This window comes from Methylobacterium sp. CM6244 (assembly GCF_054817885.1).
This window is the reverse complement of the sequence record NZ_CM139247.1, coordinates 2301740-2325077: the sequence shown is the minus strand read 5'-3', so window position 1 is coordinate 2325077 and position 23338 is coordinate 2301740. Positions and strand designations below refer to the sequence as shown.

Sequence of the window (23338 nt, the reverse complement as noted above, 5' to 3'; positions counted from 1 at the left end):
CGGTCGGTCGTGGAAGCGTCATGCGGAGAGCCAATGCGCCCTCCCCGGACCGGACAGCGTTGGCTAGAGTCCGGCGGCGCTGAGCATCGCGGAAGCGCCCTGCTCGGCGCCATCCGCTCCATGGCGCATAAAGGCAAAAAGCTCCCGCCCGGTACCGAAAGCCGGCGGAGGCGCTGTCGCATCTCCCCGCGTCTCCCATTCGGACGGATCGACGAGCGCTTGAAGCGTACCATCCTCGGCGCTCAGGCGAACGATGTCACCGTCGCGAAGCTTTCCCAGTGGGCCGCCTCCGAGGGCCTCCGGGCTCAGATGGATCGCGGCCGGCACCTTGCCAGACGCACCGGACATGCGCCCGTCGGTCACGAGGGCGACGCGGAAACCACGATCCTGAAGGACACCGAGTTGCGGCGTCAGCTTGTGGAGTTCGGGCATTCCGTTGGCTTTCGGTCCCTGGAACCGCACTACCACCACGACGTCCCGCTCCAGTTCACCCGCCTTGAAGGCGGCCATGACGTCGTCCTGATCGTCGAACACCCGTGCCGGAGCCTCCACCGTCCAGCGCGAGGGATCGACGGCGCTGGTCTTGAAGGTGGCCCGGCCGAGATTGCCCTTCACCAGCCGCATCCCGCCATCCGGCTGGAAGGCGTTGGCGGGGCCGCGCAGGATGCTCTCGTCATGCGAAGCCGCGGGCGCGTCCTCGAACACGAGTTCGTCCTCGATCAGCTTCGGGTCGCGGGCATGGTCGCGCAGGCGCCCGCCGGCCACGGTAAGGATGTCGTCGTGCAGCAGGCCCGCATCGATCAGGCTGGCGATGACGTAGGACATTCCGCCAGCGGCGTGGAAGTGGTTCACGTCCCCGGAGCCGTTGGGATAGACCTTGGCCACCTGCGGGATGACCGCCGAGAGCCGGTCGAAATCCTCCCAGTCGACGATGATCCCGGCGGCCCTGGCGATGGCCGGCAGGTGGATAGCGTGGTTGGTGGAGCCGCCGGTGGCCAACAGGCCGATGATCGCGTTGACGATGGCTTTCTCGTCGACGCAGCGCCCAAGGGGCCGGTAATCGTTGCCGGAGGCACCGATCTCCGTGAGCCGGTGGACGGCCGCGCGGGTCACCGCCTGGCGCAGCTTCGTGCCGGGATTGATGAAAGAGGCGCCGGGCATGTGCAGGCCCATCACGTCCATCATCATCTGGTTGGAATTCGCGGTGCCGTAGAAGGTGCAGGTTCCCGCCCCATGATAGGAGGCGGATTCCGACTCCAGAAGCTCGTCGCGGCCGACCTTGCCTTCGGCATAGAGCTGGCGGATGCGCTGCTTCTCCTTGTTGGCAAGGCCCGAGGGCATCGGCCCGGCCGGGATCAGGATCTGCGGCAGGTGCCCGAAGCGCAGGGCGCCGATGAGCAGGCCCGGCACGATCTTGTCGCAGATGCCGAGTAGGGCTGCCCCGTCGAACATGCCGTGACTGAGGCCGACCGCCGTGGAGAGCGCGATGGTGTCGCGTGAGAACAGCGACAGTTCCATGCCGCGCTGCCCCTGGGTGACGCCGTCGCACATGGCGGGGACCCCGCCTGCAACTTGCGCCGTTGCCCCGACCTCGCGGGCGAACAACTTCATCTGCTCAGGGTAGCGGCCATAGGGCTGATGCGCAGAGAGCATGTCGTTATAGGCGGTGACGATGCCGATATTCATGCCCCGGCCGGCCTTGATCGCCGGCTTGTCCTCGCCGGAGGCCGCGAAGCCATGGGCGAGGTTGCCGCAATTGAGCATCGGGCGGTGCACGCCGCCGTCGCGTTCGCGGGAGATCAGGTCGAGATAGGCGCGCCGGCTCGCCTTGGAGCGCGTCACCACGCGCTCGGTGACGGCTGCGACTTCCGGGTGAAGCTCGGTCATGGCAGATCCTTCCCTCGCTGATGCGAAGCCACCTGCTTTCAGGAACGTAGAGGGCTCGTCTCGCAGGCGATAGATCGGTCGCCGCGCGGTACGATCAATGACCGGATCGGCTCAGCACGTTTCAGGCCATCGCGGTTCGAAGCGGGTGATGGTGCGGACGGCGGGACTCGAACCCGCACAGCCTTTCAGCCGCAAGATTTTAAGTCTCGTGCGTCTACCGGTTTCGCCACGTCCGCATTGCGAGATCAGCGGTAACGAGGCGAGGCTCCGAGATCAAGGCGCCCAGCCGTAGAGCCAGTCGTAGCGGCGGCCCATTCCGGTGGGACCGAGCCGGCGCATCACGGTATTGCGGGCAAAACCGAGGAGCGCCCCGGCATGATAGGTCCGGCCGTTGCCGCGTGCCGCCGCTTGCACTCGCTTGGTGCGAGGCACGCGTCGTTTCGCATAGGCCACCATCGATCCCGCTACGTCATCGGCTCGCAGCGTCACGGCGAGGACGGCTGCGTCCTCAATGGCGAGCGCTGCGCCCTGAGCCAGGAACGGTAGGACGGGATGGGCCGCATCGCCTAGCAGGGCCACCCGCCCCCGCGCCATCGGTCGCGCCGTCGGCCGGTCGACGAGCGACCAGACCAGCCAGGAATCAGGTGCGGTCAGAAGCTCGGCAAGAACAGGGGTCGCGTCCGGAAACTGCGCTCGCAGGACCGCAGACTCGCCGAGCTGCCCCCAACCCTCGCTGCCGATGCGCTCGGGCACGACCGCCACGATGTTGATGCTCCGTCCACCCTGGATGGGGTAATGCACGACGTGCCGTCGACGCCCGAGCCAAAGACCGGTCTCGTCGCCCTGTAGTTCCGGCGGGGCGGAATCGATCGGTATCGTCGCCCGCCAGGCAGCCTCGCCGCAGGACCGCAAGGGCTTTCCGTCGAAATGGCCTCGCAGCGTGGATCGCACACCGTCGGCGCCAACCACAAGATCGACCGCCAGCGTGTCGGTTTTCGAACCCTGCCCGCTTTCCAGTGTCAGTTCGACGGAGGAGGCCGACTCGGCCAACCCTCGCACATCCCGCCCCATAAGCAACCGGATTCCCGGCCGGCTACGGACGGCATCGAGAAGGAGCGTCTGCAGATCGGCCCGGTGGATGACATAATAGGGGGCGCCATGGCGACTGCGCAGATCGGCCCCGAGTTCGACACCGCCGATCTCGCGGCCCGTCCCGAGGGCACGCACCACGACCCTTGGCGGTTCACTCGCCGCCCTGCGAAGGGCCGCACCGAGGCCCAGCCCAATGAGAACGCGGCTCGCATTCGGAGAGAGTTGCAGGCCGGCCCCGACCTCGCTGAACCCCGTCCTCCGCTCGACGAGCGTCACTTCATGCCCGGCGGCATCGAGAGCGAGAGCGGCAGTCAGGCCTCCAATGCCCGCGCCGACGATAGCTACAGAAAGGCCAGTCCTGACTGAAGGGATTCGAACGCCATGAGAATCGTCGGACACCTGCGGGTCTCGTCGCTACGAAACGCTACGCGATCAGGCCGCCTTCGCCCCGTGGTCATCCCAGACGGCGGCGGCCGGATCGGCAGTCCCAGCTTTGAGCGTTGCGCGGTAGCGGTAAAACGTCGAGCAGTACTGGCAGATGATCTCGTCATCGCTCCCCATATCGAGGAACACGTGCGGATGATCGAAGGGCGGCTTGGCGCCGATGCACATGAACTCCTTCGAGCCCACTTCGATGAGGGCGACCCCGAGGTCGTTGTGGAAATGCGGCACCGCCTTGTCAGCCATCGCCCGATCCTGCCTCCGGCCCGCCGAGGTGACCCCCGACCGGGCAACATTGCTCCGTCGCAGGCATTCTCTAGCCCCTCGGCGGCGTGAAGCCTAGCGCGGACGATTCCCCAGGCGCAGCAAAAAGCCGGCGGCGGATTGCCTTCACCGAACACGAAACCGGAAAAGCCGTCGCTGCCGGCAAAACCGCCTACAGTCGAGGGTTGGCCTCCAGCGCATGCCGCCGTAGATAGATGGTTCTCATCGCTGCTTTTACGAAACCACACTTGTCATGACCCAGAACGAACAGGCCGTTGTCGAAGGCGGACGCCGCGCGCCTCGGCCGCCGATTCACGGTCCCGAAGGGTTCGAGGGCATGCGCAAGGCCGGTCGCCTGACGGCAGAAGCCCTCGACGTGCTGATGGAAGCCACGGCGCCGGGTGTGACCACGGAAGCGCTCGACCACCTCGCCTACGAATTCGCGATGGATAACGGCGCTTACCCGGCCTCGCTACTCTATCGAGGCTACCCGAAATCGATCTGCACATCGATCAACCACGTCGTCTGTCATGGGATCCCCAACGACAAGCCCTTGCGCGAGGGCGATATCGTCAATCTCGACATCTGTTTGATAGTCGACGGATGGCACGGGGATAGCAGCCGCATGGCCTATGTCGGCGAAGTGCCGCGTAAGGCGGCACGCCTGTGCGAGATCACCCACGAATGCCTCATGCGTGGCATTGCGGCGATCAAACCGGGAGGCTCGACTACGGATATCGGCCGCGCGATCCAGGCCTATGCCGAAGCGGAGCGCTGCTCGGTGGTGCGAGATTTCTGCGGGCACGGTCTGGGTCGCACCTATCATGATGCCCCGACCATCCTGCATTATGTCGAGCCGAGCTACGACGTGGCCTTCCAGCCCGGACAATTCTTCACGGTCGAACCCATGATCAATCTCGGTAGGCCGGCGGTGAAGGTTCTCTCGGACGGCTGGACAGCAGTAACCCGAGATCGATCGCTCTCGGCTCAGTTCGAGCACACCGTAGCCGTGACGGAAACCGGGGTCGAAGTGTTCACCTTCTCACCCAAAGGCCTGCATCAGCCAATCAATCCATCTGTCTGAAAGCGATCGATCCGGAGGCAACACGATGACGCGCCTCCCCGTCGCATCGGCGAACGAGACCACAGGATCGCTGGAACCGCATTATCTCGGACATCGCGACCGGTTGAGGGCCCGATTCGCCCAAGCCGGCGCCGATGCTCTGCCCGACTATGAGCTGCTCGAACTCGTTCTCTTTCGAGCGATCCCGCGGCGGGACGTAAAGCCCCTGGCAAAGGCTTTGATTCGACGGTTCGGCAGTTTCGCGGAAGTCGTGAGCGCAGAGCCGAACCGCCTCGCGGAGGTGGACGGCGTCAGCCAGGGCGTGATCGCCGATATCAAGCTGATCGAGGCGGCCGGCCATCGCCTCGCTCGGGGTGCCATCGCCGCGCGCCCCATGCTGTCCTCCTGGGCTGCACTCCTCGAGTATTGCCGCGCGACCATGGCCTTTTCGCCGCGCGAGCAGTTCCGCGTGCTGTTCCTGGACAAACGCAACCACCTCATCGCCGACGAAGTTCAAGGTCGGGGCACCGTCGACCATACTCCGGTCTATCCACGTGAAGTCGCCCGCCGCGCCCTCGAACTCTCGGCCACCGCCATCATTCTTGCCCACAATCACCCATCCGGTGATCCGACACCGTCGGCGGCGGATATCAAGATGACGCGGGAGATTGTTGGAATCCTCGATCCACTGGGAATTATCGTCCACGACCATGTCATTCTCGGACGCGATGGACACGCGAGTCTGAAAGGGTTGAAGCTGATCTGAACGTGCTACTCTGACGTTAGGATTAGGCGGATCGTTTGGCGGACGGCGATCGGGAGACAACGTCGGCCTGATGTGACGTGCACATCGACCCGGTGGCGCGCCTCTTGCGACGATGCCGAGATAAAAGGGGAGGCGCGAATGGCGCTCGCTGCGTTCGACGAGATGAATGGGATACCCGGCGCCGCAATGGGCGATTCCGCGGTACGAGAAGCCTATGACAGTCTGAAATCCTGGCTCGACACGACTCCGCCCGAGCATTTCAATACGCGTCGTAGTCAAGCCGAAATGTTGTTTCGGCGGATCGGCATCACTTTCGCCGTTTACGGTGCAAACGAATCCACTGAGCGACTGATCCCTTTCGACATCATCCCACGGGTTATCACCAAGCCGGAATGGAGCTTCCTGGAGCGCGGGCTGAAACAGCGCGTCACCGCGATCAATGCCTTCCTCAGCGACATCTATGGCGCCCAGGAATGCATCAAAGCTGGGATCATTCCAGCCGATCTGGTCTATCGCAACCCGCACTACCGGATGGAGATGCGGGCCTTCAAAGTCCCGCACGATCTCTATGTGCACATCGCCGGTATCGATATCGTCCGTACCGGCGAGAACGACTTCTTCGTGCTCGAGGACAATGCCCGCACGCCGTCCGGCGTCTCCTACATGCTGGAGAACCGGGAAGTGATGCTGCGGCTCTTCCCCGAATTGTTTTCGCGCCATCGCGTGGCGCCGGTGGAGAATTATCCGGATTCCCTGCTCGCGACCCTACGCAGCCTGGCTCCGCAGACGGCGACCCGAGATCCCTCCGTCGTATTGCTCACCCCCGGTCGCTACAATTCGGCTTTCTACGAACACTCCTTCCTGGCCGACAAGCTTGGCGTCGATCTGGTGGAGGCATCTGACCTCTTCACCAAGGACGACGTCGTCTACATGCGCACCACGGAAGGCCCGCGCCGAGTCGATGTCATCTACCGCCGCCTGGACGACGATTTCCTCGACCCCCTGGTGTTTCGCCCCGATTCGGTTCTCGGTGTGCCCGGCCTCATGAATGCCTATGAGCGCGGGACGGTAACCCTTGCCAACGCGGTCGGCACCGGTATCGCGGACGACAAGGCGGTCTACAGCTACATGCCGGAGATCGTGAAATTCTTCACCGGCGAGGAGCCCATCCTTCACAACGTGCCGACATACCGGTGCCGCGAAAAGGAGGCCTTCTCCTACGTGATGGACAATCTCGCCGATCTCGTCGTGAAGGAAGTCAACGGGTCGGGGGGCTACGGCATGCTGGTCGGTCCGCATGCCACGAAGCGGGAAATCGAAGATTTCGGGCGCAAGCTCCGCCACTCACCGGATGGGTTCATCGCCCAGCCGACCCTTGCTCTCTCAACGTGCCCAACATTCGTTGCATCCGGCGTCGCACCGCGCCACGTCGATCTGCGACCGTTCGTGTTATGCGGCTCCGACGAAATCAGGATCGTTCCCGGCGGTCTGACACGTGTTGCCCTCAAGGAAGGGTCGCTCGTCGTCAATTCGAGCCAGGGCGGTGGCACCAAAGACACTTGGGTACTCGACGCCTGACATCACGTTCGAACTCACCTCGCGCGAGAGGTGGATCGTTTTCTCGTCTATCGCCTTAACGGAAGCCCATGCTGTCCCGGACCGCCGACAATCTTTACTGGCTCTCGCGCTACGCCGAGCGGGCCGAATTCGTGGCTCGCATCCTCGATGCGGCTCACCGGCTCGCGGCCCTGCCGTCGAGCTACGGCGGTGGCGAGACCAACGAATGGGCGTCGGCACTGGCTTCGGCGGGAGACCCGGAAGTGTTCAAGACGCTTTATGACAGCGTCAACGAAGCGACCGTGTGCAACTTCCTGGCTTTCTCACCGCACAACCCTTCTTCGATCCGCTCCTGCATCGAGACGGCGCGAGAAAACGCGAGGTCCGTGCGTACTGCACTCACCACGGAAATGTGGGACGCGATCAACGGTGCCTGGCTCGAACTGCGCAACTACGAAGGTCGTGACCTCACTCGCGATGAGTTCAGCCGTTTCCTCGAATGGGTGAAAGGAGTGTCCCTCGCGTTCGACGGCTCAGCCTATCGTACGATGCTACGGAACGACGCCTATTGGTTCACAAGACTCGGCACCGCCATTGAGCGGGCGGACAATACCGCCCGTATCCTCGATGTGAAGTACCGCATTCTTCTGCCGGCCACTGAGAAAGTCGGTGGAAGCCTCGATTATTTCCAATGGACTACGATCCTGCGAGAGGTTTCGGCTTTCAACGCTTATCATTGGGTTTACCGTGAAAGCGTCAAACCGCTTCTAGTGGCCGACCTGCTCATCCTGAACCGGCAGATGCCGCGCTCCCTGACCAATTGCTACGGAATGCTGGTGGAGCATCTCGATCTCATCGCCGACGCCTATGGCAGGCGTGGGGCTAGTCAGCGGTTGGCGAGCAACACTCTCGCCCGCCTTGAAAGCGAGAATATCGACCGGGTCTTCCGGTCGGGGCTACACGAGTTTGTCACCGCCTTTATCGTCGAGAACAATCGCCTCGGCGCGGCCGTCATCGAACAATATCTGGTGTAGGGTTCCGTCGAATCCTGAGCTCTGCAAGAGACGTCCATGCGCATCCGCGTTTTCCATGAGACCAACTACACTTACGAGCAGCCCGCTCGCGGCCTGATCCAACTCCTGCGTCTTCGTCCGCGTGACCATGACGGGCAATACGTCCGCCGCTGGCGGATCGAGCCGTCTGTGGATGGGCGGGTCAGCGAGCGCGAGGACGGCTTCGGTAATGTCACGCACTGGTTCACGGCGGACGAGCCTGCGGATGCCCTGACCATCCGGGTGACCGGCGAAGTCGACACCAACGAGATGCACGGGATCGTCCGCGGCACGGTGGAACGCCTCCCAGACGTTTTCTACCTGCGTGATTCCGATTTGGCGGTGGCAAATAGCGAACTCCAGGCTTTTGCCAAAAGCGTGGTCGACGAAGGGGATTCCTCAGTGCTCCCCTGCCTCCACCGCCTCCTTGCCGCTGTCTTCGACACGATCGCTTTCGAGCCGGGTCCGGCCAGCGCCAGCACCACCGCTGCGCAATCCTTCGCCGCCGGAAAGGGCGTCTGCCAGGATCTCGCCCATATTTTCATCGCGGCCGCGCGACATCTCGAGATTCCCGCCCGCTACGTCTCGGGCTATTTCTTCCACGCCGAAGGCGGGGAGGACCAGGGAGCGGGGCATGCTTGGGCGGAAGCCCTGGTGCCCGGCCTTGGATGGGTAGGTTTCGACCCTGCAAATGGTATCGCTACGACCGAGGCGCATATCCGTGTCGCCATCGGGCTGGATTATTTGGGTGCGGCACCGATCAGAGGCAGTCGGATGGGTGGCGGGACTGAAACGCTCGAAGTAAAGCTTCGCGTCGAACAGGTCCAAGCCGCCGTCCAGGTTTAATCTGTCGCATCGTGAGGCATGGCTCGAGATTCTCGGGCCATCGGGGGTATCGGTATCATGACCTATTGCGTCGGGCTCCTCGTCGAGGAAGGACTCGTGATGGTTGCCGATACCCGCACGAATGCGGGACTCGACGACATCTCGACCTATCGCAAGCTGCATCATTTCAACGTGCCGGGCGAACGGGTGATGATGCTGGCCTCGGCTGGCAATCTATCTGTGACGCAGTCGGTTCTCAGCATGTTGGCCGAGGGCGTCTCTGGCGATGACGGCGAACCTACACTGAAGATCACCGAAACCACGACGATGTTTCAGGCGGCCCAGCTCATCGGCAAGGCGATCCGCCGTGTGCGTGCGATCGAGAAGGCCGGGTTCGAGGCAGCGAACCTGCGATTCTCCATCTCGCTGCTGTTCGGCGGTCAGATCGGCAATGAGCCGATGCGCCTGTTTCTCATCTACTCGGCCGGAAACTTCATTGAGTGCAGCACCGACGCACCGTTCCTTCAGATTGGTGAGCATAAATACGGCAAGCCTATTCTCGATCGGGCCGTGAAGTTCGAGACGGACCTCTATGACGCCCTAAAGGTGGGCCTCGTTTCCATGGATTCGACGATGCGTTCGAATCTGGGTGTGGGTTTGCCGATCGATATCGCCGTGTGCCGACGCGATGCCCTCGACCTCGAGGTGAGCCATCGGATCGAGGCGGGAGAGTCATATTTCCACGATTTGCGGGAGCGGTGGTCGGCCGCTCTGCGCGCGGCGCACCGGGCTATCCCACGTCCTCCCTACGGGCCTGCCCCGCGCTAGCCCGGAGCCTCCCAGGCTTCGCGATAGGCACGTACCGCCCCCTCCGGATCCTTGGCCCTCATGACCCCGCCCATGATCGCAATTCCGGCAAAACCGGCATTGCGGCAGGCGCGGGTATTCAACGGGCTGATTCCCCCTAGGGCAAGGACCGGTATCTCACGCCTACGATCAGATTGGAGCGCAGCCGGCCCGAGTGCGGGCCCGTATCCCGGCTTGCTTTGCGTCTCGAAAATTGGGCTAAGGGTCGCATAGTCCACGCCCAGCTCGGCGGCCCTGTCGATCTCGGCTGGAGAATGGGCCGAGATGCCAATCAGGCATACGGATGGAAGTTGTTGCTTTGCCGAAAGGATATCCTCTCGCTTAGCGCCACCACTGAGATGGACACCGTCTGCTCCGATCGCACAGGCGAGCGCCACGTCTCCCCCCACAATGAAAGCGGCACCCATCCTACGCACCGGAATGATCAGGTCTTCGGCAAGGGATTGGCGAGAGGCCGCGTCGAGATCGCGGTCCCTGAACCAGATCCAGCGGACACCGCCGGCGAGGGCCGCCTCGACCCTTTCAACCAACGGGATGTCACTCCCCGTCCGGTCCGTTACGACGAGTAGACCTGATGGTTTCGGCGTCACGAGCCCACGAGACCGAGCTGCGGGCTCGACGGATCAGCGCGGCCTCGCTTAGGGATTCGCCCAGCAAGATGGGCGAGGCGACCGGCCTCGACGGCATGACGCATGGCGCGAGCCATGCGAACCGGATCGTCCGCTTTGGCCACAGCGGTATTGAGAAGACAGCCCGCCGCGCCGAGCTCCATGGCGACCACAGCATCGGAAGCGGTGCCGATTCCGGCATCGACAATGACCGGCACACTGGCCCGCCGACAGATCAGTTCGAGATTAGCGGGGTTGGCGACCCCCATACCAGAGCCGATCAGGGAGCCCATCGGCATCACCGCCGCGCAGCCGATATCAGCGAGCCGCTGACATACGACGGGGTCGTCATTGCAATAGGGCAGGACGACGAACCCGTCATCGACAAGATGGCGACAGGCGGCCAGCAATTCGGACACGTCCGGGTAGAGCGTTTCCCGGTCACCGATGACTTCGACCTTTATCCAGTTCGTATCGAGGGCTTCACGGGCGAGATCCGCGGTCATGATCGCATCGCGAGCAGTCTCGCAGCCGGCAGTATTGGGCAGGAAACGATAGCCCTTCAGGCGTCGCACGGTATCCGAACCATGGCCTTGCAGCGAGACGCGGCGAATCGAGGCGGTGACGACCTCTGCACCGGATGCTTCGACCGCATCGACCATGATGCTCTGCGTTGGATAACCCGCAGTGCCGATGAAGAGGCGGGAGCTCAAGGCCACGCCGGCGATGACCAATGCATCGTCCGCAGCGGTTTCGATCGTACGTCCGTTCATGATGATTGTCCTCCGGCTATCCGCCCTGCATGGCACGCACGATCTCGACCTTGTCGCCTTCCGTGATGGCGGTCGTCTCCCAATCCCGCCGGCGAACGACCATGCCGTTCACCGCGATGGCAATGCCCTGCGGGCTCTCAATTCCGGTCTGCTCCGCCTCGAGCCGGAAGAGCGCCGACACATCTCCGGCCTCGATCTCGCGAGGCTGTCCGTTGATGCTGATCTTCATGCGAAGGCCCTCCTCTCACGCTGCTCAGATCGGTGGAATCGAGCGAGACCGAAACTGCTTGCGATATCGGGCAACGCGCCGGTGGTAACGAGCTCGGCCACGCAATCGGCCGTGGCTGGAGCGAGAAGATATCCGTTGCGGTGATGCCCGGTGGCGACCACGAGGCCAGGAGCCAGAGTATCGATGATCGGCGCATCGTCGTCGGAGGTTGGCCGAAAACCACTCCAGACTGCCTCGACCTCCATCTCCTCGATGCCGGGTAGAACCCGACGCGCTCCCTCTAACAACGCATAAAGACCACCGGCGGTGACGCCGGGGACGAAGCCGCAATCCTCGACCGTGGCGCCTATGATGAGATGGCCATCTGCCTTCGGGGCCATATGGACCTGCTCGGTCCAGACCATGTGCGAGAGATTGCCCGTCCGTGTTGTAGTCTTCAGCGCCAGAGATTGACCCCGCAACGGTCTCACCGGCAAAGCGAGTTCATCGGGAAGAAGGCTGGCGTCGCCGCTCCAGGCACCGGTTGCAAGGATCAGGGTCGCCGCCGAGATATGCCCGCGAGACGTGGCGGCACCGCAGACCCGGTCGCCTACCCAATCGAGCGCCTCCACTGCGCATTGCTCGACGATTGTGACACCGGCAGCCTGATTGGCGCGGGTGAGCCCGGCCATCACGAGACGTGGATCGACCTGATGGTCGTCAGGGCAGAACAGACCAGCCGTCACGGAGGGGCGTAGGGTAGGCTCCAAAGCACGAACCTCCGACCCCGGCAACCAGCGGGCGGAAAGTCCGGACCGGATCTGCAGGTTGTGCCGAAATCGAAGGCGGTCGACCTCATCGCGTCCGATGGCTACGACGAGAGTCCCCTCCTCCCGGTAGTCGATGCTGATACCCGAGGCGGCTTGGAGTTCGTCGCGAAAGCCCGGCCAGCGTGCCAGGCTCTCAAGCGCCAGAGGCAGTAGAGGATCCGAACCCGGCTCATGCTCCGCAGCCGGTGCCAGCATCCCCGTTGCGGCGAGGCTCGCGCCGACGCCGACGGTGTCGCGCTCGATGACCGTGACGCTCAGCCCGGCTTGAGCCAGACGCCACGCACAAGAGAGACCGATCAATCCGGCGCCCACAACGACGACGTCGCTTCGGGTTGGCAACGCGTTGCTATCAATGACGATACCCGTCGCTCTGCGGGAACCGATGGTCGGGTTAGCTGAGACGTTCAAAAACAACCTCCGCGATGCTTCGCAAAGATTGGTGTCCTTCAGCTCCGATCCGAAGCGTGCCGAGCTCCCTTCGAGAGAAACCCGGGGTCCAATCCCTACGCCGGTATGAGCCGGTTCAGGTTCAAAGGATTTCCGCGCCGCCCAGGCTCATGGCCCAAGCTCATCGGTTTCTCAGCCCCTTGACGGGGATCTCCCTGGAACGAGCATCATGTGGGTAACGATCGCGCCTCGGTCAATCCCCAGGGGAGCCTTGCAATAGCGACTTGGATTATGGTCGCCGTGTTCCGTGAGGAATGCCCCACCCCGGATGGCCGTCCGGAGTGGGGCGGTCGGCCGTCGGATCGGTGGCGCCTGAGCCTTTTGGCTGCTCCTGAGCAAGATCGCGGTCGGCCTCTTCATCGAACCCGGATGGTTGCCTGAACGTCGTGGTTCGCTTGCAAGGCAGGGTCGACGAAGATGACAAACAGTAGCACGAAGACCGGTCCGGCCGTAGCCGGGATCGATGTCGGCAAGGATTGGCTCGACCTTGCCGTCGACGGATGCGACGAGCGTTGGCGCCTGCCCAACACCGGGGAGGGGCGGGCCGAACTCGTCGCGGTGCTGATCCGTCTCGGGATCGGCCGGGTCGGCCTCGAAGCCTCCGGCGGCTATGAGCGCAGGGCTACCGCTGCCTTGCGCGAGGCGGGCCTCGACGTGGTCCTGTTCCAGCCCCGGCAGGTCCGCGCCTACGCGACCTTTCGCCTGCGCCGGGCCAAGACCGACGCCATCGATGCCGGACTGATCGCCGCCTGCACGGCGGCTCACGGACCCGGCAGGCCAGCCCACGATCCGCGCTTGGTCGCCCTGGCCGAGCCCCTGCGCCTCGTCGAGCAGATCGACGAGGACGTCGTCCGCCTCGAGACACGGCGGGAGGCCTATCAAGACCCGCGCATCCGCGAGCACATCGCCGCCGAGATCCAGTGTCTCAAGGCCGAGCGCGCGGCGCGGATCAAGGCCCTCGTCACCGCCCTGCGCGCCCATGACGATCTCGCCCGACGCCTCGACCTCGTCCTCAGCGTTCCCGGCATCGGGCCGCGCACCGCCCTCACCCTCATCGTGCGCATGCCCGAACTCGGAGACCTCTCCCGCGAGCAGGCCGCAAGCCTCGCCGGTCTCGCCCCCTTCGATCACAGCTCCGGCCGACATCAGGGCCAGCGCCGCATCGCGGGAGGACGCGCCACCGTTCGAACCGCCCTCTACGCCGCAGCCCTGCCCGCCGCCTTCCGATGGAACGACGCCCTCGTCCGACTCTACAAACGCCTCGAGGACGCCGGAAAATCCCACCAGAAAAGTCTCGTCGCCTGCGCCAGAAAGCTCCTCACTTACGCAAACACCGTCCTCGCCAGAGACACGCCATGGCAAAAGACTAATGGTTGCTCAGGATACAAGAACCCGTGTCAGACGGGCACAGGTGTTCTCCCGGGCCGATAGACGCCCATTGGTTCGGCGAATCCATCGAGGTCGTGTTCGCCGAGAGCTTCCGACTCGTCCCAGAGGAAATCGACGAACGGTTTCGACATGAGAAGCGGCTCTCCAAGCGTCTTGTTCAGGCGCGCGAGGCGGCTTGCAAGGTTCACATCGCGGCCGATGACGGTGAAGTCGAGCCGGGCGCCCGATCCGACATTTCCATAGGCCGCCTCGCCATGGTGGAGAGCGATACCCGCAACGACGGGTTGAGCGAACCGACCAATGGCATTTGCCTCGTCGAGTGCGGCTAGGGCCGTTCGCGCTGCGATGAGTGCGCCTTTAGCGGCTCCGCCAAGGTCGTCGCCGCGTTCGCGGAAGATCGCCAGCAGCCCATCGCCGAGGTATTTCAACACTTCGCCACCTTCGCGCTCGACGGCCGGCACAAGGCAATCAAAGAAGATATTGAGGAGGTCCACAGCCTCCTCTGGTGTCATATTTGCCGAAATCTGGGTGTAGTCACGCATATCTGCAAAAAAAATCGCAGATCGAATACGCTTGACTTGCCCCCGGCGGATATCACCGGAGAGAATAGCTCGGTGAGGCTCGTCACCGACATAAATTCGTAGAACCTGATCCAGCGTCTTGTTGACGATCCGCATCTCCATCACTGCCGCCAGCGTGGGCATGACGAAACGGAGGATCGCGATGTCTTCGTCTCGAAAGCCGCCGACCGCGCGAGTTGCGAAGGTGATGCCGTTACGCGTGCCATTGGTAAAGAACAACGGCGCAACGATATAGTGAGTGTAACCTTCGGCCTTGAGTTCGGGAATGATCGAGTACCGTAGATCCTTCGTGTCATTCAGGTCGACGATGAGCCATTCACCGGTCTCGTGGACGGTGAAGAACGGACTATCTCGATAGGCACGGTCGGATGCATCGCCGTGCGGGAACAAGCGGACCGTCGAGCCAGTCTCGCGCGTCCAAAAACGACCCACGCCTGAATACTCGGAGTGCAACGTGTCGATGGCGGTCGATGCGCGATCGACAGGGACACCGAGAGCGATCAACCGCTCAGACATCCCGGCCAGAAGATCATCCGCCTGCGGCAGACGAGCCCCCTCGCTCAAAAGCCAATCCCTGAGGGCGACACTCTCCTGGAGCGACCCGAACGGTACGTCATTCGCCTCCGACCCGTCTGCATCGGCAGTCGGCAGAGGATGGGGCGGACTAAGATCGAGCATGATGCCAAAGTGGGTCGGGGTGGGCGGGGCGACAACAGGTGCCGTCAAGTTCGTCACGAGTTCCCACGAAAATGTCGTCCTATTGGTGCCACGGTAATATGGAATTGGCCATCACCGGCCGATCGTGACGCCGATTTTCTATCTCTACCATCGGATCAGCCCATGCCTTTCGCACATCGCGTTGTCGCCCTCGTGATCGCCATGACGTGTACCGGGGTGGCAAAGGCCGAGCCTGTATCGCTTCCGGCCGCGAACACGCCATCCCGCGCGCAGGCTGCAGCAGGCGACGAGGCTCATGCTCGGACAACATCGAGCTTCTCCGAATCGAACGAAACCAGCAGCCGGCGCCAGGCAACCTTCAATGAACGGATCGCCCGGCGCGGTGAACGGGCTATCGCGTCCTTGTGCAATGGCTGTGGAACGGACGCATCTCGGCAAAAGCCCAGGGCCACCAATCCCGTAAATCCTATGGCGGGAGCCATCATGCCGGATGCAGAAAGTATCTATTCGCGCAAGCGCGGCTTCGACCCATCGCGTGCGGCAAGCTATTGACGCGTAGGTGGCCAAGGCCGACGAGCCGTCGCGTCCCTTATTTACGGGTCATAGGCCCTGAACGAGAATGGCGCACCGAGGGATGCGCCATTCTAGATTCTGAAAGATGATCGTCGCCTGAAACGCGGAACGATCCGACCTCAGTTGTCCAAGAAGCTTCGCAACTTCCTGGAGCGGCTCGGGTGCTTCAGCTTCCGCAGCGCCTTGGCTTCGATCTGACGGATACGCTCACGCGTGACAGAGAATTGCTGACCGACTTCTTCGAGGGTGTGGTCGGTATTCATACCGATGCCGAAGCGCATGCGCAGCACACGCTCCTCGCGCGGCGTCAGCGAGGCCAGCACGCGAGTGGTGGTCTCGCGCAGGTTCGACTGGATCGCCGCATCGATCGGCAGAACGACGTTCTTGTCCTCGATGAAATCGCCGAGATGCGAATCCTCCTCGTCGCCGATAGGCGTTTCGAGGGAGATCGGCTCCTTGGCGATCTTCAGGACTTTCCGGACTTTCTCCAAAGGCATGGCCAGCTTCTCGGCCAGCTCCTCGGGAGTCGGTTCGCGGCCAATCTCGTGCAGCATCTGGCGCGAGGTCCGGACGATCTTGTTGATCGTCTCGATCATGTGCACCGGAATGCGGATGGTGCGCGCTTGATCGGCGATCGAGCGAGTGATCGCCTGCCTGATCCACCACGTGGCATAGGTCGAGAACTTGTAGCCACGACGATACTCGAACTTATCGACAGCCTTCATCAAACCGATATTGCCTTCCTGGATCAGATCAAGGAACTGCAGGCCACGGTTCGTGTACTTCTTGGCGATCGAGATCACGAGGCGGAGGTTGGCCTCGATCATCTCCTTCTTGGCCTGACGGGCTTCGCGCTCGCCCTTCTGAACCATGTTGACGATCTTGCGGTATTCGCCGATCTCCAAGCCGGTCTCCGACGCGAGCGTCAGAATCTGCTCACGCAGATCGGCAACTTGCTTGGCGCCCTTCTCGACAAGGTTCTTCCAGCCCTTGCCACCGAGCTTGCCGACACGCTCCATCCAATTCGGATCGAGCTCCCAGCCCTGGTAGTGGCGCAGGAACTCGTCGCGGGCGACGCCGTGGCTCTCGGCATAGCGCATGAGGCGCCCCTCATGGCTGATGAGGCGCTTATTGATGTCGTAAAGCTGCTCGACCAGCGCTTCGATGCGGTTCGAGTTGAGTGACAGCGACTTCACGTCGGCGACGACGGTATCCTTGAGGTCGGACTGCTTTTGACTCTGAGCGGAGGTCTGCGTTCCGCCACCCGCCTTGAGATCGGCATGCTCGTTCTGGAGCTTGCGCAGCTTCTTATAGTTGTTGGCGATGTTGTCGAATGTCTCGAGAACGCGCGGCTTGATCTCAGCTTCCATCGCCGCGAGCGAAACGTTGTTCTCCATGTCGTCTTCGTCGTCGCCGCCCTCAGAGGGGATCGGCGCCTCGGCCTCGGCCTCGTCCGCATCCTCGCCCTCGGTGAGCTGGGGAGCGTTCTTCGCGTCCGGCCCGGCATAGGTGGCTTCGAGATCGATGATGTCGCGCAGGAGCACGCGGCCGTCGACGAGCTCGTCGCGCCAGATGATGATGGCCTGGAACGTCAGCGGGCTCTCGCAGAGGCCCGCGATCATGGCTTCGCGGCCGGCCTCGATGCGCTTGGCGATGGCGATTTCGCCCTCACGGGAGAGAAGCTCCACCGAGCCCATCTCGCGCAGGTACATGCGAACCGGATCGTCGGTACGATCGGTTGGTTCTTTCGCCGTCGTCTCGCGAACGGCGAGCGGCTTCGTAGGGGCGATCTCGGCGACTTCCGTGCCTTCGGCGGCGTCATCATCGTCGGACGCTTCACCGTTGGCGGGCTTGTCGCCCCCAGCATCCTCGGTCTCTTCGGCCTCGACGACGTTGATGCCCATCTCGGACAGCTGCGACAGCACGTCCTCGAGTTGATCCGGATCGGACTGCCCCTCAGGCAGCACCTCGTTGATCTCCTCATAGGTGATGTAGCCGCGCTTCTTAGCGAGCTTCACCATCCGCTTTACCGAGGCATCGGTCAGATCGAGGAGCGGTCCGTCGGTCTGTTGCTCAGGAGCAGCATCCGCATCGTCCCGTTCCGTTGCCTTCGTCGCCATGTTCCGCCTATTGTTGCCCTGGTCGCGTTGAGCGGGAGCGTTCGGCTCACTCCGCGTCGTCCACGCCACCATTCTGTGATGTGCGGCGCGCACGAGGCGACCGCGTCGATATCTCATATTTCGGTGTACAAGCACGACGCTTGACCGATTGTTAACCATGCGCCGCAAGCGGCACCCTAAATTCTGTTTCGTCGTGGTTACGCGGCCGCCGTATCGTCTGATTCTGGCACGTCGGCGTCTGCCTCTGCCCCTGCGACTACGGCCATACGTTCCTTGACGTCGCAAAGCCAAGCGAAGTTGGCCTCGGATTCATCCTCGACCAGTGCGCGCTCGGCAGAGCGAAGCTCGCTATTTAGCGCGCCAGACTTCCGGTGCAAGATCACGGCCTGACGCAATGCGTCTTCCAGCCGCATCCGGTCTGCATGCGGATCGAGCGTCCAGCGGTCACCAGGCCGGACATGGGAGGCGAGCCGTATCGCTGCCTCGCCGAGCCCAGCCCTGCGCAAACGAGTTTCCAGCACCTCCACATCCGGCTGATCGGCGTCTGCGGCCTGGTCCAGCAGCAGGGACCGCAGCGCCTGTGCGTCGGGATCGTCGAGTTCCAGCGCTGCCAGATCCTCGGCTTCTATCCCCAACAATTCCGGGTGAGCCAGCAAGCTCGAGACGATCATAGCCTCACGATCGCGAAACATTGCCGTCCCGCCGGAATTAGTCGATCCAGCGAAGAGCGGGTTGAACTTCGTAGTGATTCGCGGCGATGGCGGCGGATCACCAGGTCGCGGTTTGCGCTGAAACGTCGATACACCACCGTTCCGGGGCTCATAACCGGTCCGACGCTGGCCACCGCTACTAGCGGGTGAGAGGCCACGAAGGCGCCCCTCTATCTCATCCTTATAGAACCGTCTCACTGTCTCGTCGCGGATCGAAGCGACCATCTCGCGCAGCCCTTTGGCGAGACCAGCCTTGCGCTCGGGCGTATCCGCTGGCGTGGATTCCGTAGCGCGCGACCAGAGAACGTCGACAAGGGGGCGGGCGCCTTCGAGAACGCGATCGATGGCCGAAGCACCGGCTGAGCGGAGCAGGTCATCGGGGTCCTGCCCCTCCGGTAGAAGCGCGAAGCGCAGCGACTTTCCAGGCGTCAATCCCGGCAGGGCCACGTCAAGTGCTTTGAACGCCGCGCGCTGGCCGGCGCCGTCTCCATCGAAGCACAGGATCGGTTCGTCGGCATGGCGCCAGAGCAGTGCCAGCTGCTCCTCCGTCAAGGCCGTGCCGAGGCCGGCGACGGCGTTCGGGTGTCCGGCCATGGTCATGGCGATAACGTCGACATAGCCTTCCACCGCGATGATCGTCCCGCGATCATGGGCCGCCTTGCGGGCGCCATGCAGGTTGTAGAGCACCTGTCCCTTGTGGAAGAGCGGGGTCTCCGGCGAATTCATGTACTTCGCCTTGGCGTCGGCCTGCATCGCACGGCCACCGAAGGCGATGACCCGGCCCCGGCTGTCGGTGATGGGAAACATCACCCGGTCGCGGAACTTGTCGAAGGGGACGGCGATGTCGTCGCCGCTGACGAGCAGGCCAAGTTCGGCCATCAGCTCCTTGTCCACGTCCTTCGCGGCCAGATGATCACGCAGGCCGTAGCGCTCCGACGTGGCGTAGCCGAGCCGGAAACGCGAGCGGATCTCGGGGCCGAGTTCGCGTCGGTCGAGATAGGCGCGGGCGCTGGTGCCGAGGCGACCCTTGAGCTGGTCCTCGTAGTAAGCAGCCGCCAGTTCCATGACCTCGAAAGCGCCGGTGCGCTTGGTTTCCATCTCCCGCATGTCGGCGCTGGGCGCGGGCAGGGTCACCCCCGCCTCTCCGGCCAGGCGCTCCACCGCCTCGGGAAAGCTGAGGCCCTCGGTCTCCATCAGGAACGTGAAGACGTCGCCGTGCTTACCGCTCGAAAAACAGTGGTAGAACTGCTTCTGGTCGTTCACATAGAAGGACGGCGTCTTCTCCGAGTTGAAGGGCGATAGGCCGCGCCACTCGCGGCCCGCCTTCTTCAGCCGCACCCGCCGCCCGACCACGTCGGAGGCGGGAAGCCGCGCTCTGATCTCTTCGAGAATGTGGGGTGGGTAACGCACTGGGGCACCGAACCTTCGCAGAGATTCATTCTAGCCCAGTGCGTTTAAAGAGTCCCGAACGCTTCGACGCGCGCTCCCCCCTGAAACCCCATCAGTCAGGATTTGGCGTTCAGCACGTCCTTCACCAGACCGCTAGCCTTGCCGAAATCCATCCGGCCCGCGAAATTTCCTTTCAACACGGCAATGACCTTGCCCATGTCCTTAGGACCAGCCGCACCGGTTTCCGCGACAGCCGCCTCGATCGCAGCTCTCGTCTCGGCCTCATCCATCTGTTGGGGCAGATAACCCGCGATGATCGCAGCCTCGGCCCGCTCATTCTCGGCGAGTTCGGGGCGGCCACCCTGATCATAGACGCCAGCGGATTCGTTGCGCTGTTTGATCATTTTCTGCAGTAGCGCGAGAATTTCTTCCTCTGTGGCTGGCTCTTTGCCGAGACCGCGGGCCTCAATGTCTTTGTCCTTCAAAGCGGCTTGAATCATCCGCACAGTGGCGAGCTTGGCCTTGTCGCCGGCCTTCATGGCCTCTTTCATGTCGCTGGTAAGGCGGGCGCGCAGCATGGTGGTCTCCTGAAAGTAGTCCCGATAACGGGAATGGTGTGCGAATTGCGAGATTCTGCGAATCGAAGTGGTTGAGCCGGTCGAACGCCGAGGCCACATTGACCCCATCACGGCCCGCTCGTTATGAGCGCCGCACAATGCGCCACCAGCGCGCGCCGTCGCACCGGCGTCGATGGGTCGGCTGGACATAAGCGAGATCGCGACGATGCTGCAAGACGAAGGCGCCCAAGCGCAATCATCCTCCACGCCCGCACCCTGGTCCGAGCCGCTCGCGACAGCCCTGCTCGTGCTGTCCGACGGCACCATCCTCGAAGGATTCGGCATCGGCCAGACCGGGGCGTCCGACGGCGAGGTCTGCTTCAACACCGCAATGACCGGCTACCAGGAGATCCTGACCGACCCCTCTTATGCCGGTCAGATCGTCACCTTCACCTTTCCGCATATCGGCAATACCGGCACCAACGACGAAGACCTGGAGAGCCTCGACGCGGCCCCCGCCTCCGGCGTCCGCGGCGCGGTCATCGCCTCGGCCGTCACCAACCCGTCGAGCTGGCGCTCGTCGAGCCATCTCGACGCCTGGCTGAAGGCGCGCGGCATCGTCGGCATCACCGGGATCGACACGCGGGCGCTCACAGCCCTCATCCGCGACCACGGCATGCCCAACGCCGTCATCGCCAACGATCCGGAGGGGCGGTTCGACCGCGAGGCACTGAAGGCGCGCGCGGCCGCCCTCGCCCCGATGGAGGGTCTCGACCTCGTGCCGCCGGTCACGAGCCGCGAGACGTCCGACTGGTCGCAGACGACCTGGGCGGTGAAGAGCGGCTACGGCAGCCGCCAAATCGGCGAGGGCCTCAAGGTCGTGGCCATCGATTACGGGGTGAAGCGCAACATCCTGCGCCTGCTCGCCGAGGCTGGCTGCGATGTCACGGTCGTGCCTGCCACCACTTCCGCCGCCGCGATCATGGCGATGAAGCCCGACGGCGTCTTCCTCTCGAACGGTCCAGGCGATCCGGCCGCCACCGGCGAATACGCGGTCCCGGTGATCCGCGAGCTTCTGGACGAGAAGGTGCCTACCTTCGGCATCTGCCTGGGACACCAGCTCATGGGCCTCGCGCTCGGCGGACGCACCGTGAAGATGGCTCAGGGCCATCACGGGGCCAACCACCCGGTGAAGGACAAGACCACGGGGAAGGTCGAGATCGTCTCGATGAACCACGGCTTCGCCGTCGATCCGGCCAGCCTGCCCGAGACGGCGGTGGAGACGCATATCTCGCTGTTCGACGGCTCGAATTGCGGCCTTACCCTCACCGACCGCCCGGCCTTCTCGGTACAGCACCACCCGGAAGCCTCGCCGGGCCCGCGCGACAGCCACTACCTGTTCGAGCGGTTCGTGGCGCTGATGCGCAGCGGCAAGGCCGAGACGGCTCCCACCGGCGCTGCGTAGGTCCGTTCGTTCGCCGCGTCAGGCGCTTTCGCACCCATCCCTCTAGTTCCGGCGGATCGCCGCCGGGGCATTCGCGAAATGGTTCCCTCGTTGTCACAAAAAACCCGGCTTTGACCGGCACTCCCCGAAGCCAACGATGATCGGCACGGTGACGCCGCCGCGACGATCGTCCTGCTGCCTTGAGCACGGGGTTTTCCACATGACGTTCGACGACGCGCGCGATGATTTCTCGCGCCTGCATCGGGTCTTCACGTTCCATCTCGGCGTGGCCGTCGCTCTCGCCTGGATGACCGCCCTGTATTCGGCCTGCTACGCCCCCTGGGTCCGCAACATCCGTGCGCTCATCGACCCGGCCTGCGGCACCCAGACCATCGAGAGCACCTGGTCCTTCCTCTTCGTCCTGCCCGTCGTCCTCACGATCGCTTGGCTCAGCCTGTTCTTCGGCCGCGAGATCCTGCGCCGCTCGCAGACCCTGCCCAACGTGGCCCTCGAATTCGCCGCGGCCGCCGCCGTGGCCTTCGGCGTGTTCTATCTCTCCATCGATCGCGCGGTGGCCGCCCTCTATATTGGCCTCTGACGACACCGCGCGGGAAGTTGGAGGCGGCTTGGCGCCGCCTCCTTCGTCACGTCACTGAACCTGGGCGAGCAGAGGCTCGAACCGCTTGGCGGCGAGCTTGTTGTGCGTCACCGCCTTCGCCGCTTCGAGGTTCTCCGGCTTATCGCCGACCACCACCACGGCGATCATGCCCATGAGGTAATGCGGCGAGCACTTGATGCCGTAGACCCCGGGCTTGTCGAACTTGACGACCTCCTCCTTGCCCAGGACGGTCTTGAAGGTTTCCGCTCCCTCGGGCGCCATGCCCTTGATCAGTTCGGCATTGTGCCCCTTGTCCTGGGGGACGAACTTGATGCTGTCGCCCGGCGCCAACTTCACGAAGGCAGGGTCGAAGACCATTAGACCACCCGGCCCGCTGTTGAGGGTCTTCACGGCGATCTCGGCGGCGAAAGCGGCTGGGCCGGAGGCGATGCACAGGGCCAGCGTGCCCATGAGCGTTCCTAGCTTTGTCATTCTTATCCTCGAATTAGTCTTGTTCGAGATCGACAACGCGCCGATCATCTCAATTACACAGCTCCGTCTAGGGCGCAATATTTTGCATCTTCTTAAATTTATAGTTATTATAGTTTAATTATTCTTG

General features: G+C 63.2%; 22 protein-coding genes, 1 tRNA gene and 1 riboswitch. Of the genes, 10 read left to right on the top strand and 13 right to left on the bottom strand.

Annotated elements, in window-relative coordinates:
* Positions 1 to 63: 63 nt before the first annotated feature.
* The 4 genes from edd to ACYQML_RS10730 all read right to left on the bottom strand — a co-directional run bounded on the left by edd (position 64) and on the right by ACYQML_RS10730 (position 3666).
* On the bottom strand, positions 64 to 1887 hold the full coding sequence (gene edd, locus ACYQML_RS10745; RefSeq protein WP_461235510.1) for a phosphogluconate dehydratase: 1824 nt from the start codon (positions 1885 to 1887) through the stop codon (positions 64 to 66).
* Positions 1888 to 2036: 149 nt separating this feature from the next.
* Positions 2037 to 2123, bottom strand: a tRNA-Leu gene (locus tag ACYQML_RS10740).
* A 37-nt stretch (positions 2124 to 2160) separates the two neighbouring features.
* Positions 2161 to 3351 carry an FAD-dependent oxidoreductase gene (locus tag ACYQML_RS10735; RefSeq protein ID WP_056431584.1) on the bottom strand — a complete coding sequence of 397 codons (1191 nt, stop codon included), beginning with the start codon at positions 3349 to 3351 and terminating at the stop codon, positions 2161 to 2163.
* Between the two features lie 60 nt (positions 3352 to 3411).
* Positions 3412 to 3666 (bottom strand): zinc-finger domain-containing protein, encoded by a 255-nt coding sequence (locus ACYQML_RS10730; RefSeq protein ID WP_461235509.1) that lies wholly within the window; start codon positions 3664 to 3666, stop codon positions 3412 to 3414.
* Between the two features lie 271 nt (positions 3667 to 3937).
* Between ACYQML_RS10730 and map the strand changes: the two genes are divergently transcribed.
* From map to ACYQML_RS10700, 6 genes are all read left to right on the top strand, one after another.
* Positions 3938 to 4768 carry a type I methionyl aminopeptidase gene (map, locus tag ACYQML_RS10725; RefSeq protein WP_419951798.1) on the top strand — a complete coding sequence of 277 codons (831 nt, stop codon included), beginning with the start codon at positions 3938 to 3940 and terminating at the stop codon, positions 4766 to 4768.
* A gap of 25 nt (positions 4769 to 4793) precedes the next feature.
* Positions 4794 to 5513 (top strand): RadC family protein, encoded by a 720-nt coding sequence (gene radC, locus ACYQML_RS10720; RefSeq protein WP_461235508.1) that lies wholly within the window; start codon positions 4794 to 4796, stop codon positions 5511 to 5513.
* 138 nt (positions 5514 to 5651) lie between these two features.
* Complete coding sequence (locus ACYQML_RS10715) at positions 5652 to 7091, top strand: circularly permuted type 2 ATP-grasp protein (RefSeq protein WP_056431086.1); 1440 nt, start codon at positions 5652 to 5654, stop codon at positions 7089 to 7091.
* A gap of 68 nt (positions 7092 to 7159) precedes the next feature.
* Entirely contained in the window at positions 7160 to 8104 is a 945-nt protein-coding gene (locus ACYQML_RS10710; RefSeq protein WP_056431088.1) for an alpha-E domain-containing protein, read from the top strand.
* 36 nt (positions 8105 to 8140) lie between these two features.
* Positions 8141 to 8968 (top strand): transglutaminase family protein, encoded by an 828-nt coding sequence (locus ACYQML_RS10705; protein ID WP_419951800.1) that lies wholly within the window; start codon positions 8141 to 8143, stop codon positions 8966 to 8968.
* Between the two features lie 57 nt (positions 8969 to 9025).
* On the top strand, positions 9026 to 9775 hold the full coding sequence (locus ACYQML_RS10700; protein ID WP_056431094.1) for a hypothetical protein: 750 nt from the start codon (positions 9026 to 9028) through the stop codon (positions 9773 to 9775).
* On the opposite strand, the gene ACYQML_RS10695 is transcribed toward ACYQML_RS10700, so the two are convergent.
* From ACYQML_RS10695 to thiO, 4 genes are read right to left on the bottom strand one after another with little or no spacing between them, the layout of a single operon-like run.
* Positions 9772 to 10404 (bottom strand): thiamine phosphate synthase, encoded by a 633-nt coding sequence (locus tag ACYQML_RS10695; protein WP_461235507.1) that lies wholly within the window; start codon positions 10402 to 10404, stop codon positions 9772 to 9774. The genes ACYQML_RS10700 and ACYQML_RS10695 overlap by 4 nt on opposite strands.
* Positions 10401 to 11195, bottom strand: coding sequence for a thiazole synthase (gene thiG / locus ACYQML_RS10690; protein WP_056452111.1), 795 nt, complete (start codon positions 11193 to 11195; stop codon positions 10401 to 10403). The genes ACYQML_RS10695 and thiG overlap by 4 nt, the downstream gene beginning before the upstream one ends.
* A gap of 16 nt (positions 11196 to 11211) precedes the next feature.
* Positions 11212 to 11424, bottom strand: a complete 213-nt coding sequence (gene thiS, locus ACYQML_RS10685) for a sulfur carrier protein ThiS (RefSeq protein WP_461235506.1) — start codon at positions 11422 to 11424, stop codon at positions 11212 to 11214.
* On the bottom strand, positions 11421 to 12641 hold the full coding sequence (gene thiO / locus ACYQML_RS10680) for a glycine oxidase ThiO (RefSeq protein WP_461235505.1): 1221 nt from the start codon (positions 12639 to 12641) through the stop codon (positions 11421 to 11423). The genes thiS and thiO overlap by 4 nt, the downstream gene beginning before the upstream one ends.
* A gap of 74 nt (positions 12642 to 12715) precedes the next feature.
* A riboswitch (TPP riboswitch) is annotated at positions 12716 to 12846 on the bottom strand.
* Positions 12847 to 13097: 251 nt separating this feature from the next.
* Here thiO and ACYQML_RS10675 point away from each other — a divergent pair.
* The gene (locus ACYQML_RS10675) at positions 13098 to 14111 is read left to right on the top strand and encodes an IS110 family RNA-guided transposase (RefSeq protein WP_461235504.1); all 1014 of its coding nucleotides are present in this window, start codon (positions 13098 to 13100) and stop codon (positions 14109 to 14111) included.
* Here ACYQML_RS10675 and ACYQML_RS10670 read toward each other — a convergent pair.
* Positions 14078 to 15328, bottom strand: coding sequence for an adenylate/guanylate cyclase domain-containing protein (locus ACYQML_RS10670; protein ID WP_461235503.1), 1251 nt, complete (start codon positions 15326 to 15328; stop codon positions 14078 to 14080). The two genes, ACYQML_RS10675 and ACYQML_RS10670, sit on opposite strands and share 34 nt — an antisense overlap.
* A 162-nt stretch (positions 15329 to 15490) precedes the next feature.
* Here ACYQML_RS10670 and ACYQML_RS10665 point away from each other — a divergent pair, with 162 nt between their 5' ends.
* Complete coding sequence (locus tag ACYQML_RS10665) at positions 15491 to 15880, top strand: hypothetical protein (RefSeq protein WP_082469953.1); 390 nt, start codon at positions 15491 to 15493, stop codon at positions 15878 to 15880.
* Positions 15881 to 16020: 140 nt separating this feature from the next.
* On the opposite strand, the gene rpoD is transcribed toward ACYQML_RS10665, so the two are convergent.
* The 3 genes from rpoD to ACYQML_RS10650 all read right to left on the bottom strand — a co-directional run bounded on the left by rpoD (position 16021) and on the right by ACYQML_RS10650 (position 20698).
* Positions 16021 to 18021, bottom strand: a complete 2001-nt coding sequence (gene rpoD / locus ACYQML_RS10660; protein WP_056431109.1) for an RNA polymerase sigma factor RpoD — start codon at positions 18019 to 18021, stop codon at positions 16021 to 16023.
* Between the two features lie 197 nt (positions 18022 to 18218).
* Positions 18219 to 20141 (bottom strand): DNA primase, encoded by a 1923-nt coding sequence (dnaG, locus tag ACYQML_RS10655; RefSeq protein ID WP_461235502.1) that lies wholly within the window; start codon positions 20139 to 20141, stop codon positions 18219 to 18221.
* A gap of 95 nt (positions 20142 to 20236) precedes the next feature.
* The gene (locus tag ACYQML_RS10650) at positions 20237 to 20698 is read right to left on the bottom strand and encodes a GatB/YqeY domain-containing protein (RefSeq protein ID WP_056431113.1); all 462 of its coding nucleotides are present in this window, start codon (positions 20696 to 20698) and stop codon (positions 20237 to 20239) included.
* Positions 20699 to 20903: 205 nt separating this feature from the next.
* Here ACYQML_RS10650 and carA point away from each other — a divergent pair, with 205 nt between their 5' ends.
* Both carA and ACYQML_RS10640 read left to right on the top strand, forming a co-directional pair.
* Positions 20904 to 22142, top strand: a complete 1239-nt coding sequence (gene carA / locus ACYQML_RS10645; protein WP_461235501.1) for a glutamine-hydrolyzing carbamoyl-phosphate synthase small subunit — start codon at positions 20904 to 20906, stop codon at positions 22140 to 22142.
* Positions 22143 to 22341: 199 nt separating this feature from the next.
* Entirely contained in the window at positions 22342 to 22719 is a 378-nt protein-coding gene (locus ACYQML_RS10640; protein WP_461235500.1) for a hypothetical protein, read from the top strand.
* 51 nt (positions 22720 to 22770) lie between these two features.
* Here the strand turns inward: ACYQML_RS10640 and ACYQML_RS10635 are convergent, their stop codons facing one another.
* Complete coding sequence (locus ACYQML_RS10635; RefSeq protein ID WP_461235499.1) at positions 22771 to 23211, bottom strand: pseudoazurin; 441 nt, start codon at positions 23209 to 23211, stop codon at positions 22771 to 22773.
* Positions 23212 to 23338: the final 127 nt, after the last annotated feature.